Genomic DNA, 21,000 nt, shown 5'->3' with positions numbered 1-21,000 from the left:
GCGATTGTGAAACTGTGGATTTTCATTCATGAAAAATGGATATAACTTCATGCTGATTATGGCGTCTAATCGTTAGGTGCCCCCTCGCATATTTTCCTCGCATCTAAACCGGAAGGCTCGCAAGAGCAGGAGAAATGCGATGAAGAAGCGTGTGCTTGGAAATAGTGGCCTTGAGGTCTCGGCCCTCGGATTCGGCTGTATGGGCCTGAATTTCAGCTATGGCCATGCGTTGAGCAAGGATGAAGGCGTCAAGCTGGTGCGTGACGCGGTCGAGCGTGGTGTTACCTTTTTCGACACGGCCGAAGTCTATGGCCCTTTCACCAACGAGGAAATCGTCGGCGAGGCCCTGCGGCCTGTCCGCGATCAGGTGGTGATCGCCACGAAATTCGGCTTCAACATCGAGAACGGCAAGATGAGCGGCCTCAATAGCCGCCCCGAACATATTCGCGAGGTGGCTGATGCTTCGCTGAAGCGACTGGGCATTGAAGTGATCGATCTCCTTTATCAGCACCGCGTCGATCCCGAAGTGCCGATCGAGGATGTCGCCGGCACCGTGAAGGATCTGATCGCCGCCGGTAAGGTCAGGCATTTCGGCCTCTCCGAACCCGGCGCGCAGACGGTCCGCCGCGCCCATGCGGTGCAGCCGGTCGCGGCACTGCAGAATGAATATTCGCTGTGGACGCGCGGGCCTGAAACCAACGGCATCCTGGAGGCCTGCGAGGAACTGGGCATCGGCCTCGTTGCCTATAGCCCTCTCGGCAAGGGCTTCCTGACCGGCGCGATCGGCAAGGACACGAAGATCAGCGAGAATGACTTCCGCAAGCTTTTGCCGCGCTTCACGCCGGAAGCGATGGAGAAGAACCAGGCACTCGTCGACCTGCTGCAGCAGATCGCTGGCAGTAAGAATGCCACACCCGCGCAGATCGCACTTGCCTGGCTATTGGCACAAAAGCCCTGGATCGTTCCGATCCCCGGCACCACCAAGCTGCACCGTTTGGAGGAAAATCTGGCAACGGCCGATGTCGAGCTGAGCGCGTCGGAACTTGCCGAAATCCAGCGTGCTCTCGCAGAGATTGCCATTGAAGGCGAGCGTTACCCGGAACAATGGCTTAAGACGACCGGTCGCTGAGCCTGACGTCGATTGCCGGGGCCGCCAGCCTCCTTCCGGCACATCTTGCCGCATTGCCAGAACCCCCGATATAACTGGCACACAATCATATCGGGGGTTCATGAATGCAGCGGGAGGAACTGGTCGATCTGAATGCCTTTGCCGTCATCGCCGAGGAGAAGAGCTTTACCCGTGCGGCTGCAAAGCTCGGCACCTCCCAGTCGTCTCTCAGCCATACGATCCGGCGTCTGGAGGCGCGGCTCGGCGTGCGGCTGTTGACGCGCACGACCCGCAACGTGGCGCCGACGGAAGCCGGAGAGCGGCTGTTGGCCACGCTTCTGCCGGCGCTTGAAAGCATCGGCACAGAACTCGCCTCGTTGAGCGAATTGCGCGAGAAGCCGGCCGGCACCATCCGCATCACCACGTCGGAACATGCAGCCACCAGCATCCTCTGGCCTGCGCTTGAAGGGCTGTTGCGGCAATATCCAGACATTCATGTCGAACTCAGCATGGATTCCGCCCTGCGCGATATCGTCGCCGATCGCTTCGATGCCGGCGTCCGGCTCGGCGAGGCGGTCGCCAAGGATATGATCGCGGTCAAGATCAGCCCCGATGTAAGAATGGTCATCGTTGGCTCTCCGGACTATTTCGCGAGGCATCCGGAACCGAAGACGCCGAACGATCTATCGGATCACAATTGCATCAATCTGCGTTTGCTCAGCGCCGGCGGCCTTTACGCCTGGGAGTTGGAAAAGGAGGGGCGCGAGGTGCGCGTCCGGGTGGATGGCCAGCTCGTCTTCAACAATATCGGCATGATCACACGTGCGGCCAAGGCCGGCTTGGGGCTAGGCTTCGTGATGGAAGATCATATTGCGGAGGAGCTGGCGAGCGGCCAGCTCGTCCGGGTTCTCGAGGATTGGTGCGCGCCGTTTTCCGGCTACCACCTTTACTATCCGAGCCGCCGTCAACCCTCGGCCGCCTTCTCCCTTCTGGTCGAGGCATTGCGCTATCGAGGCTGATCGTCCGGATCGCTGCATATCACCATCCCGGCCACCTTGTGCGGCCGGGATCAGTGTATTGTCTCAGGCTGCTTCCGGAACGGAAAGCGACGCCATGTCGATGACGAAGCGATAGGGAATATCGGCTCGCTGCAAGGCCGCGAATGCCTCGTTGATCTCTTCCGGGCGGATGATCCGGCATTCGGGAAGGATGCCCTTTCGTGCGCAGAAATCGATGACTTCCTGCGTCTCGCGCATGCCGCCGATCGGCGATCCGGCAACGCGGCGGCGGCCGACCAGGAAAGGCAGGCCGTTGACTTCGCCCCAGGGGCCGACCTGGCCGACAATGACAAGCGTTCCGTCGACGTCGAGCAGCGGCATATAGGCATCGAGATCGTGCTTGACCGGGACGGTATCGATGATCAGGTCGAAGGCGTTGGCTGCGGATTGCATTGCCGCCGCATTGCTCGAGACCAGGAAATTGTCCGCGCCGATTTCGCGGGCCGCCTTCTCCTTGTCAGGCGAGCGCGAAATCATCGTCACCTTGGCGCCCATGGCTGCCGCGAGCTTGACGGCCATGTGGCCGAGGCCGCCCATGCCGATGACGCCGACGCGGCTATGCGGGCCGACATTCCACGTACGCAGCGGCGAATAGGTGGTGATGCCGGCGCAAAGGATCGGAGCGGTGCGGGAGATGTCCATGCCCTCGGGCACGGTGCAGACGAACTCCTCACGCACGACGATATGCTTGGAATAACCGCCCTTGGTGATCGAACCGTCGATGCGGTCGGGCGTGCTATAGGTGCCGGTATTGCCCTCGCGGCAGAACTGCTCCTCGCCGCGGCGGCATTGATCGCAATGCTGGCAACTGTCGACCATACAGCCGACCGCGCCGTGGTCACCCACCTTGAACTTGGTGACGTCGCTGCCGATCTCGATGACGCGGCCGACGATTTCGTGGCCCGGAACCAGCGGATAGAGCGCAAAACCCCAGTCGTTATGCGCCATATGGACATCCGAATGGCAGATGCCGGCATAGACAATTTCCATCACGACGTCATTCGCTCGTGGTGCGCGACGTTCGAAAGTATAGGGCTCCAGCGGTGTTTCCGCCGAAGTGCATGCATAGCCAATGGTCCTCATGTCCTCATCCCCGTCATTTGGTTGTCTCGAAACCTGCTGTGGTGCAGGTCTCGAATATCCGACGAAGATTAACCGAGGCTAGGCACGGCGTTAATAGGGCTGGCTTCGATAGCAATCATGTCGATCATTCATGAATGACTGCCCGATGTTGCAATCGGCGCCGGATCATTAACATCCTCAAGGCGCGATGCTTGCGGGAGAGACCTGAAAGGCGAGCAATCTGCCGCTTTCAAGCAAACGGCCGAACGTCCGACCCATTATCCGGATTCCCGAACAGTAAAATCATAAATTCGCGTCTTATTCCTTTTCTTTGCCGATATTACATATACATAAGGATTTATGTATATATAAGTTTCAGGCCGGTCGGGGGACAGGGGAATGCATCTTGACGAATTTGTTGCGCTCGGCCGATCGGCACTGAGCGTCAGCCCGCTTGCCTTGGGAACCATGACCTTCGGCGAGGGCGTCGCCTGGCAGGCGCGCATCAACAAGCCCGCGGTAATCCTGGATCGCTATGTCGGCCTCGGCGGCAACTATCTCGATACGGGCAGGGGAGACGAAAAACCGGGTGCCCAGACGGTTGTCGGCAATTACCTCGCACAGAACTCGAGCCAGCGCGACCGCCTTGTGATGGCGGCAAAGTTCGGTGTCAGCCAGGAGGATGTTGGCCGTGGTCGCGAAGCCATCATAGCGGAATGCGAGCGAACCCTGCGGCGGCTGCGCACGGACCATCTCGATCTCTTCTGGCTCGATAATTGGGACATGCAGGTCCCTCTCGACGAGATACTGGCGGGATTGAACGATCTCATCCAATCGGGAAAGCTGCGCTATTTCGGCATCTCTGATGCCCCCGCCTGGAAGGTCGCGCATGCGCAGCTGATCGCGCAGTTTCATGGTTGGGCGCCGTTCATCGGCCTGCAGATCGAATATTCGCTGGCAGCCCGGCTGTTCGAGAGCGAACTCATTCCCATGGCGCGCGGGATGGGGCTTGGCGTCGTCTCGCATTCGCCCTTAAATGGCGGGCTTATCAGCGGCAAGTATACGCGCAGCAATATCGGAAACCTCACCTCCGATGGCACATCGCCATTGGCGCAGCACCCCGATGAACAGCGTCTCGAAATCGTCGATGCCCTCATCCGCATTGCCGCCGAACTCGACACCACCACCGCGCGGGTAGCCCTTGCCTGGGTGCTAGCGAGGCCGGCCGTTTCCTCGACCATTATCGGCGTGCATACATTGGCACAGCTCGATGATGATCTTGGTGCGCTCGATGTTCAGCTCTCGCCCGAGCAAACGACAACGCTCGACGCGCTGACCATTCCGGTCCACTCGCTCGTCCTGCCGGTCATATTGCAGAATGCGGCGCCGCCCAGCTGCGTGGATTATTCCACGATGAATCAGAGGCTCTCCTGATTTTCGGGTGACTCGCCCTTCTGGCTTCTTTTATCGTCTTATCTTCCTATGTAAGCACTAAGTGTCAGGAAGAGGGACAGCATGAGCGATGCGCCGCAGCCGCCGAATGTGAATCGGAACGTATTGCGCGAGCTCGTTGCGGGGTTGAGTGACGGCATCATCCTGCTCGATCCCGAGGGCGCGATTTCCTGGGCAAATAGTGCTGCATTGCAGATGCACCGGATCTCCGCGCTTGAGGAGTTGGGCAGTGATGCCGCCGGCTATCGGCAGGCCTTCACGCTGCGCTATCGCAACAATCATCTGCTGGAGGAAGGGCAGTATCCGATAGAGCGGCTGCTGAATGGAGAGACTGTCGATGAAGTGACGGTCGAGATATCACCCGCGGCGGATCTCGATCTCATCTGGGTGCATACCGTTCGCAGCCTGATCATTGCCGATGCGGGTGCGCGGCCGGACGTTCTGGCACTCATCATTCGTGATGAGACGCCGCTGTTCGAGGCGGAGGAGCGTTTCGAACGTGCCTTCAATGCGAACCCTGCGCCCGGCCTGATTTGCCGCCTCGATGACCTGCGTTTCATCCGCGTCAACCAGGGTTTCGTCGAAATGACGGATTACGCCAAGGAAGACGTCATCGGAAAAACCGTCGATGAGATCGGCCTCTTTGCCAATTGCGATACCGGCGAGGACGCGTTGTCGAAACTTGTCGAGGGCCGGCTGATCCGTCAGCGCGAGGCGCTGATCCCCCTTCAAGGCGGTGGCGACCGGCTCGTCATCGTTGCGGGCGAGCCGATCGCCGTTGGTGAAGAGCCGTGCATGCTGTTTACTTTCGCGGATCTCGATGCACGGCGAAAGGCTCAGAATGCGCTTCGCCAAAGCGAGGAGCGGTTTTCAAAATCCTTCAGGCTCTCGCCGGCGCCAGCGGCTATTTCCCGGCTGGACGATTTTGTTTTCACCGAGGTCAACGACGCCTTTGTTCAGCTTTCGGGCTACGGGATCGAGGAGGTCATCGGGAAAACTGCGAGCGAGCTGCGCCTGTGGGATGACATCGCCGCCCGGCGCGTCATGGAAAAGAAATTGACCGACAATGCGCCGCTCCGCGACGAAGCCTTGCGCATGAAGCAGAAGGACGGCTCGCTGGCTGATTGCCTGGTGTCCGCCGAACGTGTGGAGATCAACGACCAGCAATGTGTCATCTGGTCGTTGCAGGACGTCACCGAGCGCCGGCGCAGCGAAGCGGAACTGATCGAAGCCATCGAAAGCGTGATGACCGACACGTCGTGGTTCAGCCGTTCTATCGTCGACCGGCTAGCAACCTTGCGGCAGGTCTCGAACGGCAAGGGCACCACCGCGCAGCTCCTCGATCTCAGCGAGCGTGAGAGGGAAGTGCTTGCTTTGATCTGCCGTGGCCAGAGCGATGCCGAGATGAGCGAGACACTCCATCTTTCCAGAAATACGATCCGTAACCATGTCGCATCGCTTTACGCGAAGATCGGCGTTAACAGGCGCTCGGCCGTTGTCATATGGGCGAGGGAGCGGGGTTTCACGGGCATGTCGGCATCGGCGAAGGTTCGAAAATAGGCCAAAGGCAACCTTGTTCGGGCTCCATCGGAATGCCCGGCTTAAGAATCGGCATTGCAGGTCTCAAAAAGGCTAATTTGTACTAGTGCCGATAGTATTTTCCGCTCTGAAAGCCCATGCGCTGCCGCCCTATTTCCTTGCTCATGGCTTCGGTCAAAACCGAGGCCGCTGCTTTTGAACAAGCTAGGAGACAAGACCATGGATAAGAACCGTATCAAGGGTGCAGCCAAGGAAGTAAGCGGCTCCATCAAGGAGGCCGCGGGCAAGCTGACCGGCAACGATCAGCTCAGAGCCGAAGGCGCTGCCGAAAAGGTCGAAGGAAAAATCCAGGCCAAGGTCGGCAAGGCCAAGGACGCCATCAAGGATGCGCTTCGCTAAGAAGCGCGCGTCCGCTCTTGCGACCTTCGAGGCTTCCCGATGCTCTTCCTGGCCAAGCTTTCATCGCTGACGGCATCGTCCGATAGCTGCGCGACATGCGCAGCCATCCGGTGCCTGATTGCCTATGCCGATGGGCTCGAAGACTCGCATATCGAGGTTGCCAGCGTCGAGGGCACGATTGTCCTTTCGGGCATCGCATCATCAGACGAAGCGCGTGAGCGGGCGCTCGGGATTGCCGGCGAATATGCCGGCATTCGCATCATCAACAATATCGCCCTCAGCACCGACGAAGGATCGCCAGATCAGTCCGAGATCGGTGTCTAGGCATAGGGCGCAGGTCGACCTCACGGCCGCGCTCAATTTCCGCAAGGAGACATCATGAACAAAACCATTATCGCGGCTGCGGCCATTTCCGTTGCCTTTGGTTCGGCAGCTTCCGCTGCCAGCACGCATCATCATCCGAAAAAGCACCCGGCGCAGGTCGCGTCCGAGCCTAAGGAACGCCTGGGAACGCTCTCATGCGAGGTTGCCGGCGGCGTCGGCATGCTCATCGGTTCCAGCAAGACGGTCAGCTGCACCTTCAAGCAGAGCTCGGGCAAGCTGGAGCGCTACACCGGAACTATCGGTAAGCTCGGTATCGATATCGGGATTACCGGCAAGTCCTATCTGAGTTGGGTCGTGGTCAACACTGCGCCTGCTCGCATCGGTGACGGCGCTCTTGCCGGTACCTATGTCGGCGCCTCCGCGGGTGCTTCCGTCGGACTCGGGCTTGGCGCCAACGTCCTGATCGGCGGCAACTCGAAGAACTTTGCGCTGCAGCCGCTGAGCGCCGAGGCCGGAACGGGCCTTAACGTCGCGGCGGGTGTTTCGCGTCTGCAGTTGAGCCCGGCTCGCTGACAAGCGATCGACACCGGCGCCCGCCATTCGGATGCGTGCCGTTGCCGTTTCCCGCATGTCCATTGTGATCTTCAAAATCAGCGGACCAGCGCATGCGGCCCGCTCCCATAAACGTGTCGCGAGGTTAGTCCCGTGAGTGAATCCATGAGCTACAACACCAGTTATCCATCATCCGCGGATATGCCGTTCATGCGGCGAACATCCTGGGGCGCGATCCTTGCGGCGAGCGCCATTGCCCTTGCCGTTCAGATCGTGCTGAACCTCCTCGGCGTCGGTATCGGCGCTGCAATCGTCAACCCAAGCAACAGCCAGAGCGCGCCCGGTCTCGCTGCTTCGATTTCCGGGGCAGCCTGGTTCATCGTGTCGGGCCTGCTGGCGGCTTTCGTCGGCGGCTATGTCGCGAGCCGTCTTTCCGGGACGATATCGACCGCCGTCGGGGTTCTGCATGGGATTGCCGCCTGGGCCGTATCGACCCTGATCGTCGTCTATCTCTTGACCACATCGGTCGGCGCGGTGGTCGGCGGTGCCTTCAATGGCGCGACGGAACTGCTGTCAGGTGCGGGCAAGACCGTTCAAACCGCCGCAGTCAGCGCGGCACCCGCCATTGGCAATATGCCCAATCCGATGGATGCGATCGAGCAGCAGATCCGCGACACCGGCAATGATCCGCAGGCACTGCGTCAGGCAGCGATCTCGTCTGTCCAGGCCGTGCTCACCGGCGATCCCGCCAAGGCCGACGAAGCCCGCACCCGTGCAGCGGACGCTTTGGCGCGTGCCCAGAATATTCCGGCGGATCAGGCGAAGAACGAGGTAGCTCAATACGAGCAGCAATATCACCAGGCCGTCGATGCAGCCAAGGCAAAGGCTATTCAGGCAGCTTCCGTCACGGCAAAAATCGTCTCGACGGGTGCCTTCGTCGCCTGCATCTCTCTCGTTCTTGCGATCGCCGCCTCATGGATCGGTGCAGCCTGGGCCGCGGCGTCCAACCGCAATCAGTATTAGTCACGAGAAAGCTATTGCGCAGCAGCATCCTGTAAAGTGACAGGATAATCCGGACGCGGTCTGAAACGGGCCGCGTCCGAATGTTTTTCTACTTCACATCAAGCGATGTCGAAGCGGTCGGCGTTCATCACCTTGGTCCAGGCAGCCACGAAGTCGCGTACGAACTTCTGGGTGGCATCGCCTTGGCCATAGACTTCGGCGATTGCGCGCAGCTGCGAGTTGGAGCCGAAGACGAGGTCGGCGCGCGTGGCGGTCCACTTCACTTCGCCGGTTGCGCGGTCGCGTCCTTCGAACACGTCCTTGGCATCCGAAACGGCTTTCCACTCCGTGCCCATGTCGAGCAGGTTGACGAAGAAGTCGTTGGTCAGCGTTTCCGGACGCTTGGTGAAGACGCCATGCTGGGTCTGGCCGGCATTGGCGTTCAGCGCACGCAGACCGCCCAGCAGCACCGTCATTTCAGGAGCAGTCAGCGTCAGCAGCTGAGCCTTGTCGATCAGCAGCTCTTCCGACGAGACCGTGTAGGCACGCTTCTGATAGTTGCGGAAGCCATCAGCGATCGGCTCTAGAACGGCAAAAGCCTCTACGTCAGTCTGTTCCTGCGATGCATCAGTACGGCCCGGTGCGAAGGGAACGACCACATCATGGCCGGCCTTCTTCGCAGCCTGTTCGACGGCAACAGAGCCGCCGAGCACGATCAGATCGGCAATCGAGACCTGCTTGCCGCCGGTATGGGCATCGTTGAACTTCTTCTGGATGCCTTCGAGCGTGTTGAGCACGGAAGCGAGCTGGGCCGGCTGGTTGGCCTCCCAATCCTTCTGCGGCGCAAGACGAATGCGAGCGCCATTGGCGCCGCCACGCTTGTCGGAACCGCGGAAGGTCGATGCGGAAGCCCAGGCTGTCGAAACCAGCTGCGGGATGGTGAGGCCCGAGGCTGCGATCTCGGCCTTCAGTGCATCGATATCATTGGCGTCGATCAGAGCGTGATTGGCAGCAGGGATCGGATCCTGCCAGATGAGCTCTTCCGTCGGAACTTCCGGGCCGAGATAGCGGGCGTGCGGGCCCATGTCGCGGTGCGTCAGCTTGAACCAAGCGCGGGCAAAGGCATCAGCGAAGGCGTCCGGGTTCTCGAAGAAGTGCCGCGAGATCTTCTCATAGGCCGGGTCGAGGCGCAGAGCGAGGTCAGACGTCAGCATGGCCGGCGCGTGACGCTTGGCCTTGTCGTGTGCATCCGGAACCGAGTTTGCGCCTGCGCCATGCTTCGGGGTCCACTGGTGTGCACCGGCCGGGCTCTTCGTCAGCTCCCAATCATAGCCGAACAGGTTCCAGAAGAAGTTGTTGCTCCACTTGGTCGGTGTCGAGGTCCAGGTCACTTCCAGGCCGCTGCCGATGGCGTCGCCGCCCTTGCCGCTGCGGAAGCTGTTCTTCCAGCCGAGCCCCTGTTCTTCGATGCCGGCTGCTTCCGGCTCCGGGCCGACATGGGCGGCATCGCCGGCACCATGCGTCTTGCCGAAGGTGTGGCCGCCGGCGATGAGGGCGACGGTTTCTTCGTCGTTCATGGCCATGCGTGCGAAGGTTTCGCGGATGTCGCGGGCCGAAGCGATCGGGTCCGGATTGCCGTTCGGGCCTTCCGGATTGACGTAGATGAGGCCCATCTGCACGGCTGCGAGCGGGTTTTCCAGATCGCGGTCGCCAGTGTAGCGCTTGTCGGCAAGCCAGGTGTCTTCAGCGCCCCAGTAGATGTCTTCTTCCGGCTCCCAGACGTCCTCGCGGCCGCCGCCGAAACCAAAGGTCTTGAAGCCCATGGATTCCAGGGCGACGTTACCGGTGAGGATCAGAAGGTCGGCCCAGGAGATGCTGTTGCCGTATTTCTGCTTGATCGGCCAGAGCAGGCGGCGTGCCTTGTCGAGGTTGACGTTATCCGGCCAGCTGTTGAGCGGTGCAAAGCGCTGCGTGCCCGAAGATGCGCCGCCGCGGCCATCGGCCGTGCGGTAGGTGCCGGCGCTATGCCATGCCATACGGATGAAGAGCGGGCCGTAATGACCGAAGTCGGCCGGCCACCACTCCTGCGAATCTGTCATCAGCGCGGTGAGGTCCTTCTTCAGGGCCTCGAGGTCGAGCTTCTTGAATTCCTCGGCGTAGTTGAACGTCTTGCCCATCGGGCTGGACAGTGCGGAATTCTGATGGAGAATCTTGAGGTTCAGCTGGTTCGGCCACCAGTCGCGGTTCGATCTGGCCGACACGGTCGTGTTGCCGTGCGGAAAAGGACACTTACCAGCGCCTTCGACTTTATTGTCCATAATTTTCTCCCTTATGATGGCTTGAAGCATGCTGCCCTGAAGGTGTCGTCACCCGCTTGGGAAGCAGTTCGGTTTCGCGTCTGGCGCAATGACGACATGTCACGCGCGTGGAATCTCTAACTATTCTGACGTCCCGCGAAGCGGGCCGTCCGGAGGCAAATCATATTTGGCGCCTGGCATTTCAACCGGTCCAGGGCATCAATCAACCACCGCAGTCAATGCTCTCAATGTGAGCTTCGTGTGACATCGCGGCGGCATTTCATTTCCGGCCCGCGCACTATAGTCAAGCTGTCCCATTAATTTAAGTTGGATTTCCTGATCGAGGCGATAAGATGGGCTTATGACAAATCTCACCCTCAAACAGCTTCGGTATTTCGAGGCATTGGCCAAGCACGGCCACTTCGGGCGGGCGGCGGATGTCTGCGCGATCTCCCAGCCGGCCTTGTCGATGCAGATCAAGGAACTGGAGGAGCAGCTCGGGACCGATCTGTTCGAAAGAGGTGCGCGGCAGGTTCGCCTCACCAATTTCGGAGAGGCGTTCGCCGTACGTGTGCGCGAGATTCTGCGCTCGGTGGATGAGCTGGGAGATCTGGCGCGTGCTTCACGAAACCAGCCTGTCGGGCGGCTGCGGATCGGCGTGATCCCGACGGTCGCGCCCTATCTGCTGCCCACCATCATCGGTAACCTTACCAGCATGTATGATGGGCTTGATATTCATGTGCGCGAAACGCTGACCTCAAAACTTGTGGAGGAGCTGGCGGAAGGAAGGCTCGACACGGCCATCGTTGCCTTGCCCGTATCCGAGCCCTCGCTGACCGAGGTCGCGCTGTTTGCGGAAAACTTCGTGCTGGTGCGGCCGAGCGAGGACGAAGGCAAGCCGGTCCCCAATCGCGAAGCGCTGCGCGAGATGCGATTGCTGCTGCTGGAGGAGGGGCATTGTTTCCGCGACCAGGCCCTGTCCTTCTGCAACATACAATCGGCACTGCCGCGCGAACTTATGGACGGCAGCTCGCTATCGACGCTGGTGCAGATGGTCAGCGCCGGCATCGGCGTCACCTTGATACCGGAAATGGCTGTGGCCGTTGAGACGCGGTCCGCCTCGGTCTCGGCCGTGAGGTTCCAGAGCCCGCAGCCATCACGCACGATCGGCATGATCTGGCGCAAGACGAGCCCCCTGGCCAAGCAGCTCATGCGGATTTCCGAGGTGGTTCGCCAATCGGCAGACGTGATGCGCGAGCAGCATGATTCCATGTGGCGTGCGCAGGATTTCGAGTTCGATGATCGGAGGCAGTCACCCGCTTCTCGTTACCGCAGCGGTGATTCTGCTGTTGGTAAGGGGGATGATTCCGCTTCGAAATAACTGTCCCTGCAGTTGTGAGCAGGCCCTTGTCCACAGACCAAGGAATTTCAAACGATTAAAGTAATTTTAATCGTTTAAATTTTTTAATACCTTGATTTACAAAGAATCTCTTCCATGTCATGCCAATATCGCATGGCAATGGAGGTCGTGATGCAAGAGTTCGAAAACGTAAGAAATGAAATTCCTACGTATGTGATTGATCGTCTCGAGAGCGAATGGCGGATGGTACAGCCTCAGGACTCGCAGCTGAAGGCCGGCCTGCAGACGACGCGCCCCGAAAACACGGCTCCTGCCGCATCCGACAGCCTCGGCTCACTGGATAAGTAACGGGTCTTGAGGGTTCGGCTTTCGCCGCGCCCTGATACAGCGAGATCTTCGGGCGGTGCCTGGCACCGGCATGCCTCACCAATATCCCACAGAGAAATTCGGATCAGCCCCGACCGTGGTCAGGGCTGCCGATTTACTGTCGGAGTTCGGAAAGGCGCCTGTGCGGCTGTCTAGGCGTCGAGGTAGCGTTCGGTCAGGCGTGCCCACATGGCGGCGCCGACGGTGAGGCTCTCGTCGGCGAAGTCATATTTGGCGCTGTGCAGTATCGGCGAATTGACGCCGTTGCCGAGGCGCAGGAAGCTGCCAGGCTTGTGTTCCAGGAAGTAGGAAAAATCTTCGCTGCCGGGGATGAGATTGCATGTGGTGACCTTGTCTGCGCCGACAAGCTCTTCCGCAACCGTGCGCGCGAAAGCGGTTTCCGCCTCGGAATTGACGACGACCGGATAGCCACGGATGTAATCTATCTCGGCGCTGGCGCCGTAACCTTCTGTGACGGATTGAACCAGTGTGCGGATGCGAGTTTCGAGCAATCCGCGTATCGTCGGATCGAAGGAGCGGATGCTGAGCAGCATCTTCGCGCTTTCGGGGATGACGTTTGACGCCTCACCGGCATGGATGGAGCCGACGGTGACGACGGCTGTCTGTGTCGGGTCGATGCTGCGGGAGACGATCGTCTGCAGGCTCATGACGAGATTGCAGGCCACAACGATCGGATCGACCGTCAGGTGCGGACGGGAGGCATGGCCGCCCTTGCCAATAATCGTGATCTCGGCGGTATCGGCCGCTGCCATCAGCGGGCCGGACCGCATCAGCCATGAGCCCTCCGCGGCGCCGGGATGATTGTGCAGGCCGAAGATGACGTCGAAGGGAAAGCGCTCGAACAGGCCGTCATTGATCATGGCCTGGGCGCCACTTGGGGCGCCGCCTTCCTCGGCCGGCTGGAAGATCAGGTTGACGGTGCCATTAAAGCGGCGGGTGCGAGCGAGATATTCGGCCGCCCCCAACAGCATCGTCGTGTGGCCGTCATGGCCGCAGGCATGCATCTTTCCCGGTGCTTTGCTGGCATAGGGACGACCCGTCTGCTCGGCGATCGGCAGGGCGTCCATATCGGCGCGGATGGCGATGCTCTTCTTGCCGGCCCCAACGGTAAGGCGCGCCACGACGCCATGGCCGCCGACATTGCGTGTCACCTCATAACCCCAGCCTTCCAGCTTTTCGGCGACGAAGCGGGCTGTCTCCGCCTCCTCATAGGAAAGCTCGGGATTGGCATGCAGATGCTGCCGGATGCCGGTCAATTCGGCCTTCATCGGTTCGAAATCCGAAAGGCGGGCGAAATCGTTGTCGAGGGTCATGGCCATTCCAGTGGTTTGCTTGCGTGGGCGTGCATCAAAAAAGATCGAATGCTGTCGCGTTAGATGAAGCGCGACAGGAAGCTTCTGGTGCGGGGATGCTGCGGGTTGCCGATGACGTCCTCCGGCTTGCCCTCTTCGACGATCTTGCCGCCATCCATGAAGACGACCCGGTCGGCCGCTTCGCGGGCAAAGCCGATCTCGTGAGTGACGACGATCATCGTCAGGCCCTGCTTGGCGAGGTCGCGCATGGTGGCGAGCACTTCGCCGACGAGTTCCGGATCGAGCGCCGAGGTCGGCTCGTCGAACAGCATCAGTTTCGGCTTGATCGCCAGGGCCCGGGCAATTGCCACGCGCTGCTGCTGGCCGCCGGATAGCTGGCGGGGATAATTGTCGGCCTTGGCCGAAAGACCCACGCGGTCGAGCAGCGCTCGCGCATTGTCCGTTGCCTGCTTCCGGCTTTCGCCGTGGATGCCCACAGGCGCTTCGATGATGTTCTGCAGCGCCGTCATATGCGGATAGAGATTGAACTGCTGGAACACCATGCCGATCTTGCGCCGTTGCAGCGCGATCGCGTGAGCGGAAAGCTGCACGAGGCGGCCCCTGTTCATGCGATAGCCGATCTGCTCGCCATCCACCTCGATCGAGCCGCGGTTGATGGATTCCAGATGGTTGATGCAGCGCAGGAAGGTGGATTTGCCGGAGCCAGAGGGGCCGAGGATGACGACGACTTCGCCCGGTGCGAGATCGAGATCGATGCCCTTCAGCACTTCGAGATGCTCGAAGGACTTGTGGACGTTGCGGGCGCGCACGAGCGGCGGCAGGTTTACGTTGGCGTTCATTGGCCTGCCTCCTGTGCGGGCACCAGGGCGGGCGCATCTTCCTTCACGGCTTTCACTATGCCGGTGCGGCGGTCGCTGCGGCTGTAATAGCGCTCGATATAGCTTTGGCCGATGTTCAGCACCGACGTGATCAGCAGATACCAGATGACGGCGACGAGCAGCATCGGGACGACTTCGAAGGTGCGGTTGTAGATCGACTGCACGGAATAGAGCAGGTCGGCCATGGCGATGACGCTGACGAGCGAGGTCGCCTTGATCATGCTGATGAGCTGGTTGCCCGTGGGCGGTACGATGGAGCGCATCGCCTGCGGAATGATAATGCGGCGGAGCGCGCGGGCTCGCGTCATGCCAAAGGCTTCGGCTGTTTCGAACTGGCCTCTTTCCACTGAAAGCAGGCCGCCACGGATGATCTCCGCCATGTAGGCCGCTTCATTGAGCGCAAGGCCGGCGATGGCTGCTGTCATCGGGCTGATGACGGAATTCGTATCCCAGCCGACGAAGGTCGGGCCGAAGGGGATACCGATTGAAAGTGTCGGGAAAAGCGTCGAGAGATTGTACCAGAAGATCAGCTGCACGAGCAGCGGCGTGCCGCGGAAGAACCAGATGAACAGCGAGGCAAGCGAGCTTGCCAGCGTATCCTTCGACATGCGGGCGACCGCCAGGAGCAGACCGAGCACGATGCCGAACGCCATGGCGACGACAGTCAGGCCAAGCGAGACATACAGGCCGCTGATGACGACGGGATCGAAGAAATACTGGCCGACGACGTGCCAGCCGAAGTTCTCGTTGTTGGCGACCGACCAGGCGAAATAGGCCGCAATCGCAAGTGTCACGACCCAGGCTGCCACGCGGCCCTTCGGGAACGGTTTGTGGGCATTCGCCACATCCCGCTCGGCCGCATCGCCGGAGGGCGATGCGATATCTCCGGTATTCGTGCTCATTTCGGCAACGTCCCGCCAAGGTTGATACCGGGTTCCTTGATCATATTGTTCTCAAGGCCCCATTTCTTCATGATGACGGCATAGGTGCCATTATCAATCAGAACCTTGACGGCGTCCTTGAGAATGGGCCCGAGCGGCGAGCCCTTCGGCACAACGGCGCCTTGATAGAGATCCTCGAAGCCGTTCTTCTGGCCGACGCCGGTCAGTTCCAGCTGGCCGTTTGCCTGCGATACGAAATAGGTGAGCGGCGCCTGTGAAGAGAAGAACGCGTCCGAGCGCTTGGAGCGGACGGCGAGGATCGAGCTCGGCTGGTCGGTGAAGGACTGGACTTCGATCGCGCCCTTGCCGTCGGTCTTGCACTTTTCCGCCTGGACCTGGATCACCTTTTCCGCCGAGCCGCCGGCCATGACGGCGATGCGCTGGCCGCAGGCGCTATCGAGCGAGGTAATGGCCTTCGGATTGCCCTTCTGGACGGCGAAAACGACGAATTCCTGCACCCAGTCGACGAAATCATTGGCCTCCTCGCGGCTCTTGAAATCGCCGATCGGACCGAAGGCGAACTGGTAGCGGCCGGAATTGATGCCTGCGAGGATGGCGGGCAGGCCGCTGACGCTTTCATGCTCGATCTTCACCCCAAGGATCTCGCCGATGGCGTCGGTCAGATCGGCACTGGCGCCGGTGAGCTTGGTGCCGGTGACGATCTCATAGGGAGGAAATGAGCCATTGTTGACGGAGATCATCTTGCCGGAGGTGCGCAGGGCTTCCGGCAGCTTGGCGTGCAGATCGGCGTTGACCGAAAGCTTCGGCAGGCCGGCGTCTTGCGCGAAGGCCGAGCCCGAGATCATCAGGCCTGCCACGGCAAGGTAGGTCATTTTCTTTAGCGACATATGCGTTCCCCTTTTTTTGCTTTGCATTTCTGAGTTTCAGTCGATGGTTACCTGGCGCTCGTCCGGCTGCCATCGACGTCGAACGGAAAGAGTTCTTCCGGTGTCATCAGTCGCGGCAGGATGCCCTGGATGTGCAGCTCCCCGGCAAAGTCTGCGATCATCTTGCGATTGGCCGCAAAGCCGCTTGCATCCCAGCCTTCCGGCAATTCGGCCGCCGATTTCAGCAACTCGTCGAGCATGAAGGGCGTGGTATCGGCATATTTGCGCCGCTTGCTGAGCCAGACACGCTGCGATTCATCGATCAGGGCGCTCAGCTCGGCAATGACCCAGGGATGCTCGGCGACGATTTCCGCCTTCAATCCGATCAGGTGCATGCCCGGTACATAGCCTACATCCTCGAAATAGCGACGTTCGGCGCTGCGGAAATCGGAAAGGAGCTGGCGGAAGGCGGAGCCGCCGGCGAAATAGCCGTCCGGCATGAACGGTGTGAAGATCGCGTCGAGGCTGCCTTCCTTCAGGAGGTCGACCATCGGCCTTTCGCCGGGCGCTGCCTCGATGCGGCCAGGGCGGCCGAAGCCGTCGAGACGGTCGGTGATCGGATGGGCTTCAGTGAGGCGACCGGCATACCACATGGCATCCTCGACGCCGACACCTTCGCGGCGGAGAGCGGCGCGCGTCCAGGTATTGCCGGAGTCGCGCCAGCCGGTGACGCCGATACGCTTTCCGGCCAATTGCGCGAAGGTCGTGATCGGGCTGTCCTTGGCCGTGATGACGCAGCGGTGGCGGAAGCCACGCATGATGAAATTCGGAATGCCAACGACGCTCTCGTCGCCGTCGATGCGCAATTGCGTGTAGCGGCTGAACGAGGTTTCGGCCGCGTCATAGGCATCACTCTTGCCGACATGCGAGATGAGCGTGCCGACCCGATCCACCTTCAGGTCGAGCTTGGGGGAGGAGACGTCTCCCAGGACCAGCGGCGTCATGTAGTCCCAGTCACGGAGGGCAAGGCGAAGAGTAAGGGGCATGAATTTCACTCGCGAGAAAACTTGTTTTCACAATGGTTAAATGTTCAATATGGGTCGATCAAATGTTATTACGTTATTGAACATTAAAAGATGGCGCGGAAATGAGCGAAAATCGGGACGCGAAGTGGTTTGCCGAAAAATTGAACGATCGGACAATTCGCGGAATCGCGATCGAAACCAGTGCCTTGATCCGCGCCGGCGCGCTTCCTGTCGGCACCAAGCTGCCGCCGATCCGCGACCTGGCTTTTGCGCTCGGCATCAGCCCGGCAACGCTGTCCGAGGCGTGGAGCGAGCTCCGGCGGCAGAAGATCATCAGCGGTCGCGGCAGAAACGGTACATGGGTCAGTGGTGATCGTTTCGTTGCCAAGCCGGCCCGTCTCGCAAGCGTCGGTGACTATGGCGACGGTGCATTGAACCTGACGGCAGCCGTTCCCGATGTCCGGCTGCTGCCGAAGCTGGAGGCGGCAATGACCTATGGCGCTTCAGCCGAGAGCCTCAACAGCTATGAGCGCAGCCGTATCCTGCCGGAGCTGGAGGAAGAGGTCAGGAAGAGCTGGCCCTACGAGCCGGAAGCCTTTCTTGCAACCAATGGCGGCTATAATGCCGTCTATACTTTGATCAATGCTCTCGTCATGCCGGGCGCTTCCGTCGCCATCGAAGACCCAACAGGCATGCGACTACTGGATATTCTGGAGGATCGCGGCGCCCGCATCATTCCGGTAAAATGCGACGAGGAGGGGCCGCTGCCATCGGCGCTGGAGGAGGCGTTGAAATATCGCCCGGTCGCCTTCATCTTTCAGCCGCGCATCCATTCCGTCACCGGCCAGAGCGTCGGCCCAGCACGCATGGCAAGGCTTGCCGAGATTCTTCGCGACAAGGATACGCTGATCGTCGAAGACGATGGTGTTGCCGATATCTCTACGGCCCCACGCCATTCCATGGGGCATCTTTTCCCCGACCGCGTCATCCATATTCTCTCGTTTTCGAAGACGCATGGGCCGGATCTGCGCCTTGCGGTGCTGTCGAGCTCGCGTGCGATCATCGACCAGATCCAGTCCTATCGCAGCTTCAGTTCCGGCTGGACCAGCCGTATCCTGCAGGCCGCCGCCGCCTGGCTGCTGCGCGATCCCGCGACGGCGGCTTGTCTGGAGCACGCCCGCAAAATCTATCGGGAGCGTCGGGGCGGCCTGATCGACGCGCTTCGCGAACGGGGCGTGATGGCACAGCATGGAGGCGGCCTATGCGCCTGGATACCGGTTTCCTCAGAACCTTTCGCGATCGTCACGCTTGCTGCGCGCGGTATCGCCGTGCATCCGGGTGCCAAATTCTCCATCCTGAGCAGCAGCCACTTGCGCGTCGCGACCGCCAATCTCTCGGAGCGTCGCGATGAGGTCGCGGATGCCATCGCGCTTGCCGCTGTCCATACCTGACCTTGCCGGGAGCTATTCGCCGGGCGCGTTGACGCTGACGGTTTTGCTCTCGCTTTTCCAGGATGAGGCATATCGGACGAGCAATGTGGCCAACTGCGCCGTGACAAATGCGATGATCGAGATGAGGACGAGATAGAGGGGAACATAGACGAGAGGCTGCGACTGCATCTCGCGGAAGACATGGCCATAGATCTCGGTAAAGCCGCGGTGGCACATGTAGATCGGGTAGGAGAGATAGCCGAGGAAAATGCCGATCCGCTGCAGCCTTGCCGGGAGCTCAAGCATCGTGCCGGCAAGGACGATAAGCGGCGAGATCAGCACGCAGAATATCAGCGCATATTTCAGCGAATAGGTCGGCAGGAACAGCAGAATGCAGATTGCCGCGATCGGCAGGATGGCCGCATAGGTGTTAGCGGTCCGCCCAAGCGTGGAATTGCTCCGCAGCCGGTAGATGATCATGCCGAGGGTGAAGGAGAAAAGCACCCGAGAGAGCCCACCGTCCACCGAGTGCCATTCCCAGCCGAGGTCGAGCGACTTGTGAAAGAAGACCGAAGCGATCAGCGCCGCCAGGGAAATAGCGGCGACGGCCACCAGGCTCCGGGTTTTCAACCTGAACAGGACCAGCGCGAATATCAGGTTCGCCAGCAACTCCCAGAACAGCGACCAGGCAGGCCCGTTCAGGGGGTAGAGTGGCCAGATGTCTCCGGCCGATCGGGTCAGGAAGCTCGGCGAAGGCAGCATGAAGACGGTCGACAGAATGCTTGCCCCAAGATCGGCCCGGCCGACACCCGATCCCTGCCAATACAGCAATAGCTGGATGAGACCGTAGACGCTGCCGATGAGGAAGAGCGGATAGAGCCGCGCATATCGCGCCTTCATAAAGGCCAGCACGGTCATGCCGCCAGCAAGCTTTTCGCCATAGGCGCGGGCGATCACGAACCCGCTAAGGACGAAGAAGAAATCGACGGCGACATAGGCCGACGGCGCATAGGGCCTGTCGAGATGGTAGACCACGACGGCCAGTGCCGCGAGGCCACGCATGGCATCAAGTGCGGCATATCTGTGTTTCGGTGCGTCAGCCATCATTGGGCGAGACCTCGTTGAGCGAAAATGACGCGCTGCCTATCCGGCAGCGCGGGCACCGAAGAACTCGTTTCGCAGGTTGCGATCGAGTGGGCGGACACGCGACAGATTGCCCAGCAGCTGGCGGGGATGACGCAGCACCGATGGGTTCAGAAAATGGGTCCGGAGGAGATTGGAGGATTTGCTGTGGGCGCCGCTATGCCCGACGCGATAGATTGCACCGCGAAATGGAAGCGATGCTAGCGGATGACCTGCCTCGGCGAGCATCTTGCCGATGCGCACATGGCTGCCCAGCATCGACTTGATGTAGTCGATATCAGCCTCTTCGAAACTTGCCGGCAGCCGGTAGAGGTCCGATCGGATGATCAGCGACGTGCCGCAGTAATTGGCGAAGTCATTGTGGTGCAGCAGCAGTCGGCCGCCTTCGTTCCAGAGGTAGCCGCGGTCGATCTTCCAGCCATTGGCATCGCTGTTCTTTCCAGCGAATTCGACGATGCCGGCGCTGACGAAATCGTCGTCGTCGACAATCATGAAGAAGCGTGTGTCGCGAGCTGAGAGCATGCCGGCCAGCACTCGCCGGCCCTTGTCCAGGCGGAACGCGTCATAGACCTTTTCGCGATCGGCACCATTGATATCGTGCAGCAGGTTTGGCGGAAAGGTGACCCGCTCGACCGAGAATTTCGGTGGCAGATCGGGCAGATCGGCGCCTTCATTGGCGACGATCACGGCGCGCCAGTCGCCGTTGGATTGCCCGGAGATAGAGGCTATCGTTTGCGATAGCCTGCTTTTCAACGAAGGCCAATCATTGGAATTGGCCTGATGACGAACAGGAATAATGAACGTAACCAGTGTCATAAACGCGCCCTTTCTGACAGTTGGTATTTTCATCGCTGGGATCGAAGGGGCGCCGTGGGGGACGGGCCCTTTCCATCCATTGTTTGC

General features: G+C 60.3%; 20 protein-coding genes. 11 read left to right on the top strand and 9 right to left on the bottom strand.

All coding sequences use genetic code 11. The features are described from left to right. Window positions 1-139 precede the first annotated feature (139 nt). Window positions 140-1,129 carry an aldo/keto reductase gene (locus A6U86_RS21945; RefSeq protein ID WP_068395222.1) on the top strand — a complete coding sequence of 330 codons (990 nt, stop codon included), beginning with the start codon at window positions 140-142 and terminating at the stop codon, window positions 1,127-1,129. Between the two features lie 104 nt (window positions 1,130-1,233). Continuing rightward, complete coding sequence (locus A6U86_RS21940) at window positions 1,234-2,127, top strand: LysR family transcriptional regulator (RefSeq protein WP_068395220.1); 894 nt, start codon at window positions 1,234-1,236, stop codon at window positions 2,125-2,127. A 63-nt stretch (window positions 2,128-2,190) separates the two neighbouring features. On the opposite strand, the gene A6U86_RS21935 is transcribed toward A6U86_RS21940, so the two are convergent. Beyond that, entirely contained in the window at window positions 2,191-3,249 is a 1,059-nt protein-coding gene (locus A6U86_RS21935; RefSeq protein ID WP_068395219.1) for an NAD(P)-dependent alcohol dehydrogenase, read from the bottom strand. Window positions 3,250-3,627: 378 nt separating this feature from the next. Between A6U86_RS21935 and A6U86_RS21930 the strand changes: the two genes are divergently transcribed. The 6 genes from A6U86_RS21930 (at window position 3,628) to A6U86_RS21905 (ending at window position 8,517) form a co-directional block, all read left to right on the top strand. Continuing rightward, on the top strand, window positions 3,628-4,662 hold the full coding sequence (locus A6U86_RS21930; protein WP_068395216.1) for an aldo/keto reductase: 1,035 nt from the start codon (window positions 3,628-3,630) through the stop codon (window positions 4,660-4,662). An 81-nt stretch (window positions 4,663-4,743) separates the two neighbouring features. After that, window positions 4,744-6,240, top strand: a complete 1,497-nt coding sequence (locus A6U86_RS21925; RefSeq protein WP_068395214.1) for a PAS domain S-box protein — start codon at window positions 4,744-4,746, stop codon at window positions 6,238-6,240. Between the two features lie 198 nt (window positions 6,241-6,438). Continuing rightward, window positions 6,439-6,618 (top strand): CsbD family protein, encoded by a 180-nt coding sequence (locus A6U86_RS21920; RefSeq protein ID WP_068395212.1) that lies wholly within the window; start codon window positions 6,439-6,441, stop codon window positions 6,616-6,618. Between the two features lie 39 nt (window positions 6,619-6,657). Then, on the top strand, window positions 6,658-6,942 hold the full coding sequence (locus A6U86_RS21915; protein WP_068395210.1) for a BON domain-containing protein: 285 nt from the start codon (window positions 6,658-6,660) through the stop codon (window positions 6,940-6,942). A 54-nt stretch (window positions 6,943-6,996) separates the two neighbouring features. Beyond that, entirely contained in the window at window positions 6,997-7,515 is a 519-nt protein-coding gene (locus A6U86_RS21910) for a DUF992 domain-containing protein (protein WP_174073870.1), read from the top strand. A 144-nt stretch (window positions 7,516-7,659) separates the two neighbouring features. After that, window positions 7,660-8,517: a PhnA-like protein gene (locus A6U86_RS21905; protein ID WP_068395206.1), complete on the top strand. Its 858-nt coding sequence runs from the start codon at window positions 7,660-7,662 to the stop codon at window positions 8,515-8,517. 98 nt (window positions 8,518-8,615) lie between these two features. Here the strand turns inward: A6U86_RS21905 and katG are convergent, their stop codons facing one another. Next, window positions 8,616-10,814 (bottom strand): catalase/peroxidase HPI, encoded by a 2,199-nt coding sequence (gene katG, locus A6U86_RS21900; RefSeq protein ID WP_068395204.1) that lies wholly within the window; start codon window positions 10,812-10,814, stop codon window positions 8,616-8,618. A 340-nt stretch (window positions 10,815-11,154) separates the two neighbouring features. On the opposite strand from katG, the gene A6U86_RS21895 reads away from it, so the two are divergent. Beyond that, window positions 11,155-12,174 carry a hydrogen peroxide-inducible genes activator gene (locus tag A6U86_RS21895; RefSeq protein WP_068395202.1) on the top strand — a complete coding sequence of 340 codons (1,020 nt, stop codon included), beginning with the start codon at window positions 11,155-11,157 and terminating at the stop codon, window positions 12,172-12,174. Window positions 12,175-12,324: 150 nt separating this feature from the next. Continuing rightward, window positions 12,325-12,501, top strand: a complete 177-nt coding sequence (locus A6U86_RS35675; RefSeq protein WP_234906371.1) for a hypothetical protein — start codon at window positions 12,325-12,327, stop codon at window positions 12,499-12,501. A gap of 170 nt (window positions 12,502-12,671) precedes the next feature. Here the strand turns inward: A6U86_RS35675 and A6U86_RS21885 are convergent, their stop codons facing one another. Genes A6U86_RS21885 through A6U86_RS21865 form a run of 5 tightly spaced genes read right to left on the bottom strand, consistent with a single transcriptional unit; the run spans window position 12,672 to window position 17,545 of the window. Further along, a complete protein-coding gene (locus A6U86_RS21885; protein ID WP_068395975.1) occupies window positions 12,672-13,853 on the bottom strand; it encodes a M20 aminoacylase family protein in 1,182 nt (393 codons plus the stop codon). A gap of 59 nt (window positions 13,854-13,912) precedes the next feature. After that, window positions 13,913-14,692, bottom strand: a complete 780-nt coding sequence (locus A6U86_RS21880) for an amino acid ABC transporter ATP-binding protein (RefSeq protein WP_068395197.1) — start codon at window positions 14,690-14,692, stop codon at window positions 13,913-13,915. Further along, entirely contained in the window at window positions 14,689-15,633 is a 945-nt protein-coding gene (locus A6U86_RS21875; protein WP_068395195.1) for an amino acid ABC transporter permease, read from the bottom strand. The genes A6U86_RS21880 and A6U86_RS21875 overlap by 4 nt, the downstream gene beginning before the upstream one ends. Further along, the gene (locus tag A6U86_RS21870; protein WP_068395193.1) at window positions 15,630-16,520 is read right to left on the bottom strand and encodes an ABC transporter substrate-binding protein; all 891 of its coding nucleotides are present in this window, start codon (window positions 16,518-16,520) and stop codon (window positions 15,630-15,632) included. The genes A6U86_RS21875 and A6U86_RS21870 overlap by 4 nt, the downstream gene beginning before the upstream one ends. Window positions 16,521-16,567: 47 nt before the next feature. Continuing rightward, the gene (locus A6U86_RS21865) at window positions 16,568-17,545 is read right to left on the bottom strand and encodes an ABC transporter substrate-binding protein (protein ID WP_068395191.1); all 978 of its coding nucleotides are present in this window, start codon (window positions 17,543-17,545) and stop codon (window positions 16,568-16,570) included. Between the two features lie 101 nt (window positions 17,546-17,646). On the opposite strand from A6U86_RS21865, the gene A6U86_RS21860 reads away from it, so the two are divergent. Further along, complete coding sequence (locus tag A6U86_RS21860) at window positions 17,647-18,975, top strand: PLP-dependent aminotransferase family protein (RefSeq protein ID WP_068395189.1); 1,329 nt, start codon at window positions 17,647-17,649, stop codon at window positions 18,973-18,975. A gap of 12 nt (window positions 18,976-18,987) precedes the next feature. Here A6U86_RS21860 and A6U86_RS21855 read toward each other — a convergent pair whose 3' ends face one another. Continuing rightward, window positions 18,988-20,061, bottom strand: coding sequence for an acyltransferase (locus tag A6U86_RS21855; protein ID WP_068395187.1), 1,074 nt, complete (start codon window positions 20,059-20,061; stop codon window positions 18,988-18,990). A 36-nt stretch (window positions 20,062-20,097) separates the two neighbouring features. Then, complete coding sequence (locus A6U86_RS21850; protein WP_068395185.1) at window positions 20,098-20,913, bottom strand: galactosyl transferase; 816 nt, start codon at window positions 20,911-20,913, stop codon at window positions 20,098-20,100. Window positions 20,914-21,000 lie beyond the last annotated feature (87 nt).

The sequence above is a fragment of the Rhizobium sp. AC27/96 genome (assembly GCF_001692325.1).
Taxonomy (GTDB): domain Bacteria; phylum Pseudomonadota; class Alphaproteobacteria; order Rhizobiales; family Rhizobiaceae; genus Rhizobium.
The sequence above is the reverse complement of the archived record's forward strand: the minus strand, read 5'-3'. Positions and strand labels throughout refer to the sequence as shown.